This window comes from Paraburkholderia sp. (assembly GCF_026225065.1).
Lineage (GTDB): Bacteria > Pseudomonadota > Gammaproteobacteria > Burkholderiales > Burkholderiaceae > Paraburkholderia.
This window is the reverse complement of record NZ_JAMFSB010000277.1, coordinates 1-6,934: the sequence shown is the minus strand read 5'-3', so window position 1 is coordinate 6,934 and position 6,934 is coordinate 1. Positions and strand designations below refer to the sequence as shown.

General features: G+C 64.7%; 5 protein-coding genes and 1 pseudogene. 1 reads left to right on the top strand and 5 read right to left on the bottom strand.

The features are described 5' to 3' along the window. From M0954_RS19815 to M0954_RS19795, 5 genes are all read right to left on the bottom strand, one after another. Positions 1-2,570 (bottom strand): ComEC/Rec2 family competence protein (locus tag M0954_RS19815; protein ID WP_297355040.1); only part of this gene is annotated, 2,570 nt, incomplete at its 3' end. Positions 2,571-2,711: 141 nt separating this feature from the next. Further along, positions 2,712-3,500, bottom strand: coding sequence for a TatD family hydrolase (locus M0954_RS19810; protein ID WP_297355038.1), 789 nt, complete (start codon positions 3,498-3,500; stop codon positions 2,712-2,714). A gap of 25 nt (positions 3,501-3,525) precedes the next feature. Beyond that, complete coding sequence (gene lolD / locus M0954_RS19805; protein WP_166660732.1) at positions 3,526-4,266, bottom strand: lipoprotein-releasing ABC transporter ATP-binding protein LolD; 741 nt, start codon at positions 4,264-4,266, stop codon at positions 3,526-3,528. Continuing rightward, positions 4,259-5,512, bottom strand: a complete 1,254-nt coding sequence (locus M0954_RS19800) for a lipoprotein-releasing ABC transporter permease subunit (protein ID WP_297355036.1) — start codon at positions 5,510-5,512, stop codon at positions 4,259-4,261. The genes lolD and M0954_RS19800 overlap by 8 nt, the downstream gene beginning before the upstream one ends. Positions 5,513-5,788: 276 nt before the next feature. After that, positions 5,789-6,088, bottom strand: a complete 300-nt coding sequence (locus M0954_RS19795) for an addiction module antidote protein (RefSeq protein WP_122151483.1) — start codon at positions 6,086-6,088, stop codon at positions 5,789-5,791. A gap of 112 nt (positions 6,089-6,200) precedes the next feature. Here M0954_RS19795 and M0954_RS19790 point away from each other — a divergent pair. Beyond that, a pseudogene (locus M0954_RS19790) lies at positions 6,201-6,934 on the top strand (regulator); the annotation flags it as partial.

Sequence of the window (6,934 nt, the reverse complement as noted above, 5' to 3'; positions counted from 1 at the left end):
GCCATGATTTGCACCGCGCCGTCGACGTCGCTGCGTGTGAGTTCGATATGCCGTCCCAGATAGCGTTCGAAGACACCCGGATTCGGATGATGAAAACGGTTGCGATAGCCTACCTGAAATACCGCGACAAGCGGCTCGATAGAGTCGAGGAACGGCTCGGTCGACGAGGTCTTGCTGCCGTGATGCGGGACGACAAGGATCTGCGCGGGCAGCGCTGAACGATCCCGTGCGAGCAGGATCCGCTCTACGGGCGCCTCGATATCCGCCGCCAGCAGCGCGCTAACGGTGGGTGCGACGGGACTGCCGGCTGTATGACCAGGAGACTCGCCGGCGCCCGCCATGCTGACACGTAGCACGCAGCAATGCGCATTCGGATTGCCTGACAACGGCCCGGGGTCGGGCCAGAGAATGCTGAAATCGACGCCGTCCCATTGCCAGTGCTGCCCCGCCGCACAGCGCACCGTGTCGGCACCGACGGCACGGGCTTTGTCCCAAAGCGCATTCGACGGCACGAGGCCGCCCAGCAACTGGCGCACCTCGACACCTTGCAATACGGCCGGCGCGCCGCCCGAGTGATCGGAGTCCTCATGGCTGATCACCATCGTATCGAGCGTGTACACGCCGTTGGCCTGCAGATACGGCACCACCACGCGTTCTCCGGCGTGGGTCGACTCCGGTCCGGGCCCAGCGTCGAACAGCAACGCGTGATGGGTCGTTTCAACGAGGATCGACGAACCTTGGCCGATGTCGAGCGCGGTCAATCTGAACGAGCCCGACGGCGGCCCCGGAGGAGGAGGCAACAGGAGCGGCAGCCAGGTGAGCGGCGCTGCCCAGCGCAACGGCCAGCCGCGCGGAGCGAGACACCAGAGAACGCCCACCGCCGCGACGGCCAGCACCCAGCCGTCCGGCTGCGGCAGGCGCCAGAGCGCCCAGCCCGGGCCGGACAACATCTGCAGTCCCACGATAAGCAGTTCGAGCAACGCGTGGGCAGCACGAAACGCATAAGCGTCGATCGGCATCGGCAACACGACACCGGCCAATACCGCGGGCGTGACGAACAGGCTGACCCAGGGAATCGCAAACGCGTTGGCGAGTGGCCCAATCAATGGAATCTGCGAGAACCAGTAGATGGTCAGCGGGGCAAGTGCAATCGTCACCGCGAACTGGACGTGTGCGGCGCTGCGCATACGCTCGACGAACACCCGGCCACGGGCGTGCAGGACGGGGAGCATGCGAGCGGAGAAACGCGTCGCCACCTGGCCGCCCGCCGCACCGACGTCAGCACCTCGGGCGCCACTGCCACCGCCGGCATCAGGATCAACGTCAGGCCCAGCGTCCGCCCCATCGCCTCGCTCATCGGCACGCACGCGCGGCCGCCCCGACATCGCATACAGGATCGCCCCCACCGCGCAGAACGACAGCCAGAACCCTGCGGACACCGGCGCCCACGGATCAAGCAACAGCACGAGACCAAGCGCCCAGGCCAACACCCACGACGGCGCGACACTGCGTCCGCTGACAAACGCCAACGCCACCACACCCGCCATCCACAACGCCCGCTGCGCCGGCACATTAAACCCGGCAAGCGCAGCATGCAGCGCCGCGAACATCGTCCCCGCAGTCACCGCGACGAGTTGCGCCGGAATCCGCAGCGGCCAGTTGCGCCCGACCAGGCCCGAACGCCGCCACAGCGCGCCGGCCAGCCATCCGGCGAGGCCCGCAACGAAACCGATGTGCAACCCGGAGATCGCCACCAGGTGGCTCGTGCCCGTGGCGCGCATTAGCAGCCAGTCGGCAGCGCTCACCTCGTCCTGCGCTCCGACCGCGAGCGCCACGACAATGCCGCGATGCGGCGCGTCGGCCAGCACGGTGTCGATGCGCGCACGCAGTGCCGCGCGCCAGCGGTCCACGCTGACACTCAGACCGCTCGCATAACCACCGAGACGCTGGGCTTTGGCAGGCGTGCTGATATAACCTGTCGCCCGGACATTGCGTGCCAGCAAGCCCGCTTCGGCGTCACGCACGCCGTAGTTGGCGTTGCTATGCGGACGCTTGAGCCGTACCGTCAGACGCCAGCGCGCGCCGGGTTCGAGTAAAGGCGGCGGTGGGCCCTTCTGATCGATCCACGCCAGTTGAATCGTGCGAGGAAAATGTCCGATCGGCGCAGCAACAGAATCGACGTCGAACAGAAAACGCGCGCCCTTCTCGTCGCGGCTCGGCAGACCTCGAATGGCGCCCTGCACTTCAAGGTCGCGTCCTTCCCACGCGGTCGGCAAGCTCAGCGCAAGACGCATTTCGGCCCGCCAGGCCACGTAGCCGAATCCGGCACATGCGGCGGCCAGCCCGAGCGCGCACCAACCCGTGTACACATGCCAGCGTGCCCCGCGCCACCAGCCCAACCCGCACCGCCGGGCCGTCAAGTTCCTCTGCCATCGCAAGCACCAACAAGCCCAAGCGAGCGCAATTCCGAATACCAGCAACAGCACCAGCCATTCACGCCGCAAAGGGAGCGCCGCTTGCTGTTGCAAGACAATGACACCCAACGCAAAACCACACCACACCACCCGCATTCGCCCTCCGCCCTGCTCGCCAGCCGTCTATGCCGGACTGCCACCCAATGCCCCCGGGCGTCGTCATTGCGTACAGGTCACAAGCCGTTTCGGACGAACTGCCGGACGCGTGTTCCGCCCGGCGCGAACCACCAGCGAAGATTATGCAGACGAAAGTGCGAGCCGCGGCAGCGCAGCGTGAGCGTTAGCCGTTGTGCCTATGGAAAGCTCATCTACGCCAATGCCGCGCAGTTGCGCGAGTCCCGCGCCGATGGCGGGAATCTGGTCCGGCGTATTGCGTTGGCGATAAAGCCAGGAGGGGGCGATGTCCGGCGCGTCGGTTTCGACGACCAGCGCATCGAGCGGCAATTGCGCCGCTAGACGACGAATCTGCAGCGCACGCTCGAAGGTCAGATTGCCGCCGAAGCCGAGATGCATGCCGTGATCGATGAACGCCTGCGCTTGCTGAAAACTGCCGTTGAACGCATGAGCGATACCGCGATGGACGCGATGCGTGCGTAGGCCTTTGAGCACCTTGTCCTGCGATTTGCGCACGTGGCAAATCACCGGCAAATCGAATTCATGCGCGAGCTTCAGTTGCTCGTGGTAGAAGAACTGTTGACGCGCATCGTCGAGGCCCGCGACGAAATAATCGAGGCCGATTTCCCCAAGTCCGACAAACAGCGGATCGTCGAGACTCGCCTCGATCTCCATGCGGAGCACGTCAAGATCGGTGTCCTGCGCACCGGGTGTAAAGAGCGGATGAATCCCGAGCGCGTACGCACCGCCCTTCACGCGATGCGCGAGCTCACGCACCCGTGCGAAGTTCTCGCGCGCCACACCTGGAATCACGATGCGCGCAACACCTGCCCCGCAAGCGGCCGAGGCGACCGCGTCGCGATCCGCGTCGAACTCCGACGCGTCCAGATGGCAGTGCGTATCGATCCACATGCTGGTGCCCCGGCAGCGAAAAACGTCAGGCAGGAACGTGCGGCTCTTCGAACAGCACGCCGTCACGCAGACGCATGATGCGATCGCAGCGCGCGGCCAGATCGGGATCGTGCGTGACGATCACGAAGCTGGTATCGAAGGTTTGCGACAGTTCGAGCATCAGGTTGAACACCGTATCAGCGGTGCCGCCGTCGAGATTGCCGGTGGGCTCGTCAGCCAGCACGCAAGCCGGGTTCGTGACGAGTGCACGCGCAATCGCCACACGCTGACGCTCGCCGCCCGACAGCTCGCCCGGCCGGTGTTTCGCGCGGTGCCCAAGGCCCACGCGCTCCAGCGTCTGCAATGCCGTGCGGCGCGCCTCGTCGGTCGGCATCCGGCGGATGCGCAGCGGCATCGCGACGTTGTCGAGCGCAGTGAATTCCGCCAGCAGGTGATGGAACTGATAAACGAAGCCGAGCGCGCGATTGCGCAATTCGTTGCGCTCGCGCTCCGAGAGTTTGGTGAACGGCTTGCCGAGCACGGAGACTTCGCCCGTGCTCGGGTCGTCGAGGCCGCCCAGCACATGCAGCAGCGTGCTCTTTCCGGAGCCCGATGCGCCAACGATAGCCAGCTTCTCGCCACGCCGCACCGACAGTTGCGTGTTGTTCAGCACCTGCACGTTCAGGCCGCCCTGTACGAACGACTTCGAGATGCCGGTCGCTTCGAGGACATACGGATGCAACGCGCTGTCTGGGGTCATGGCTTGGCCAATGGAACGATCATTCATAACGCAGCGCCTCCGCCGGGCGGACCTTCGCACCACGCCAGCTCGGGTACAGCGTTGCCAGCGATGCCAGCACGAACGCGATCAGACCAATCCTGGCGACGTCGGCAGGCACCAGCTCGGACGGCAGCTCGCTGATGAAATACACCGACGGCGGCAGAAACTGCACACCGAGCACATGCTCGATCATCGGCACGAGCCACGGAATGCTCCATGCAATCAGGCACCCGAGCGCCACACCGGTCGCCGTGCCAATAAAGCCGATGGTTACACCCTGCACCACGAAGATTTTCATGATCGATCCGGGTTGCGCGCCAAGCGTGCGCAGGATCGCGATATCCGCCTGCTTGTTGGTCACCGTCATCACCAGCGACGACACCAGGTTGAACGCCGCCACCGCAATGATCAGCGTAAGGATGATGAACATCATGCGCTTTTCGATCTGCACGGCGGAGAACCAGGTCTTGTTCTGCTGGGTCCAGTCGCGGATATAGAGGTCGCCCGAGAGCGTGCGCGCCAACTGGTGCGCGACCTCCGGCGCGCGCTGCATATCCTTCAGGCGCAAGCGTACGCCGGTGGGCGCAGCGAGCCGGAACAGCACCTGCGCGTCCTGAATGTTGATCAACGCGAGCGTGCTGTCGTATTCGTAGTGGCCCGACTCGAAGACGCCGACTACCGTGAACTGCTTCAGGCGTGGCAGCATTCCTGCGGGCGTGATGGTGCCCTCGGGCGCCACCAGCGTGATCTTGTCGCCAACCACCACACCGAGATTGGCGGCGAGATCCGCGCCTAACACGATGCCGAAATCGCCCGGCTTCAGATCGGACAGCTGGCCGCCTTTCATTTCCTTATAGATATCGGACACCTGCGGCTCGAGCGCCGGGTCGACACCGCGCAGCGCCACGCCGCTCACGGCGTCCTGGCGAGTCAGCAGCGCCTGGGCGTCGACATACGGCGCCGCGCCGATCACTTCCTTGTTCTGCTTCGCTTCCTTGGCGGTCAACTGCCAGTTCGGCATGGAGCCGGTCGGCGAAAAGATTTCGACGTGCGCGAGCACCGACAGCATGCGGTCGCGCACCTCTTTCTGGAAGCCGTTCATCACCGACAGCACGACGATCAGCGCCGCGACGCCGAGCGCGATGCCCGACATCGAGACGAGCGCGATAAAGGAGATAAAGCCGTTACCGGTCGTGCGTTTGCCGGCGCGGGTGTAGCGCCAGCCAATTGTCCATTCGTAGGGAAATTTCAAGCGAATCCTTTTCTGCGTTCTTCAGCCTCGTGCTGCGGCCTCGTTGTTCGACCGTTGGTGCAGCGCATGACGGTGGCAATCCCGCTCGCCATGCAGTTCGAGGGTCGTGACCATTGGTGCCGGATCGGAGCGGATGGTTCCGGGTCGGGGCCCAAACTGCTGTTGCTGCCCTGCTGGCAACGCTTCCAGCGGGAAACCGGACCGTGCTCATTTACCGTCGGTCAAGCGCGAAGTTTGCCATACAACGGCGGGAACCCCCGCGAAGCGTCTCGACCCTTAAGCGTGCGCCGGGGTGGCGTGCAGTTCAAGGCCGAGCGCCCGGATCACCTTGATGATCGTTGCAAAGCTCGGATTGCCATCTTCGGACAGCGCCTTATAGAGCCCCTCGCGCGAGATGCCGGTGTCGCGGGCGAGCTGCGCCATGCCGCGCGCACGTGCGATTACGCCAAGCGCATGCGCGAGAAACGCGGGGTCATCGCCGCCCTCGAGCAAACAGGCCTCGAAGTATTCGGCCATGTCGGCCTCGGTCTTCAAGTGTTCGGCCGAATTCCACGGCCGTGTTTTGATCTTTTGCATCACTCACTCTGTATCGGGACGGCCAAGCGAGTGTAATCCATGGTTCACATCCAATCAACCATGGTTCGCGGTCAACGTCTGGAATCGAAAGACCCGCATCGTTTGCCATACAATGCCGAGCATCATGCACGCCAACCGTCTTCACCTCCTCCTCCCCTTCGCGCTGCCCGCCGCAGCCGACGCTTCCACCGCGCTGTACAACATCGAAAGTCCGGCCCTCGACAAGCTGATCGCGAGAGCCACGCTGGTCGAGCGGGTGGTCGGCGAGGACTTCCAGCGCACCTTGCCGCACGAACGCTGGGTAGCCCGCCAGTTCGGGACCGTCGCAAGCGGTGAAGGGGCAGCGGACGAAGCACCGCTCGCTCCTTACATGCTGCGCGCCGATGGCGGTGAACCCGGCACCTCGACCTGGGCGTGCGTGCAACCAGTGCACGTGCGCATCGCGCACGACCATCTGGTTCTGATCGACCCGGCCTCGCTCGCGCTGACGGATGCCGAAGCCGCCACGCTGCTCGACGTCGCCCGGCCGCTGATCGAGGAACTCGGCGTGCGCATCGAAGCGCCTCATCCGTCGCGCTGGTACCTCGCGAGCGATGCCTTCGGCACGTTGGCTGGCGCTTCGCCGTTGCGCGCCAGCGGCCGCAACATCGAGATCTGGCTGCCGCACGAAGCCCACACTGGGCAACGCTCGCGCGCTTGGATGAAGCTGCAGAACGAAGTGCAGATGGCGTGGTTCGAGCATCCGGTCAACGAGGCGCGCGAAGCGCGCGGACTGCCCTCGGTCAATTCCATATGGTTTCATGCGCAAGGTGCCGCGCAACCAGTTAAAAGCCCTTTCACGCGCGT

Excerpts from the sequence above, each read along its gene's own strand:
- lolD (WP_166660732.1), bottom strand. The coding sequence starts at position 4,266 with ATGAATGATCGTTCCATTGGCCAAGCCATGACCCCAGACAGCGCGTTG.
- M0954_RS19810 (WP_297355038.1), bottom strand. The coding sequence starts at position 3,500 with ATGTGGATCGATACGCACTGCCATCTGGACGCGTCGGAGTTCGACGCG.
- M0954_RS19795 (WP_122151483.1), bottom strand. The coding sequence starts at position 6,088 with ATGCAAAAGATCAAAACACGGCCGTGGAATTCGGCCGAACACTTGAAG.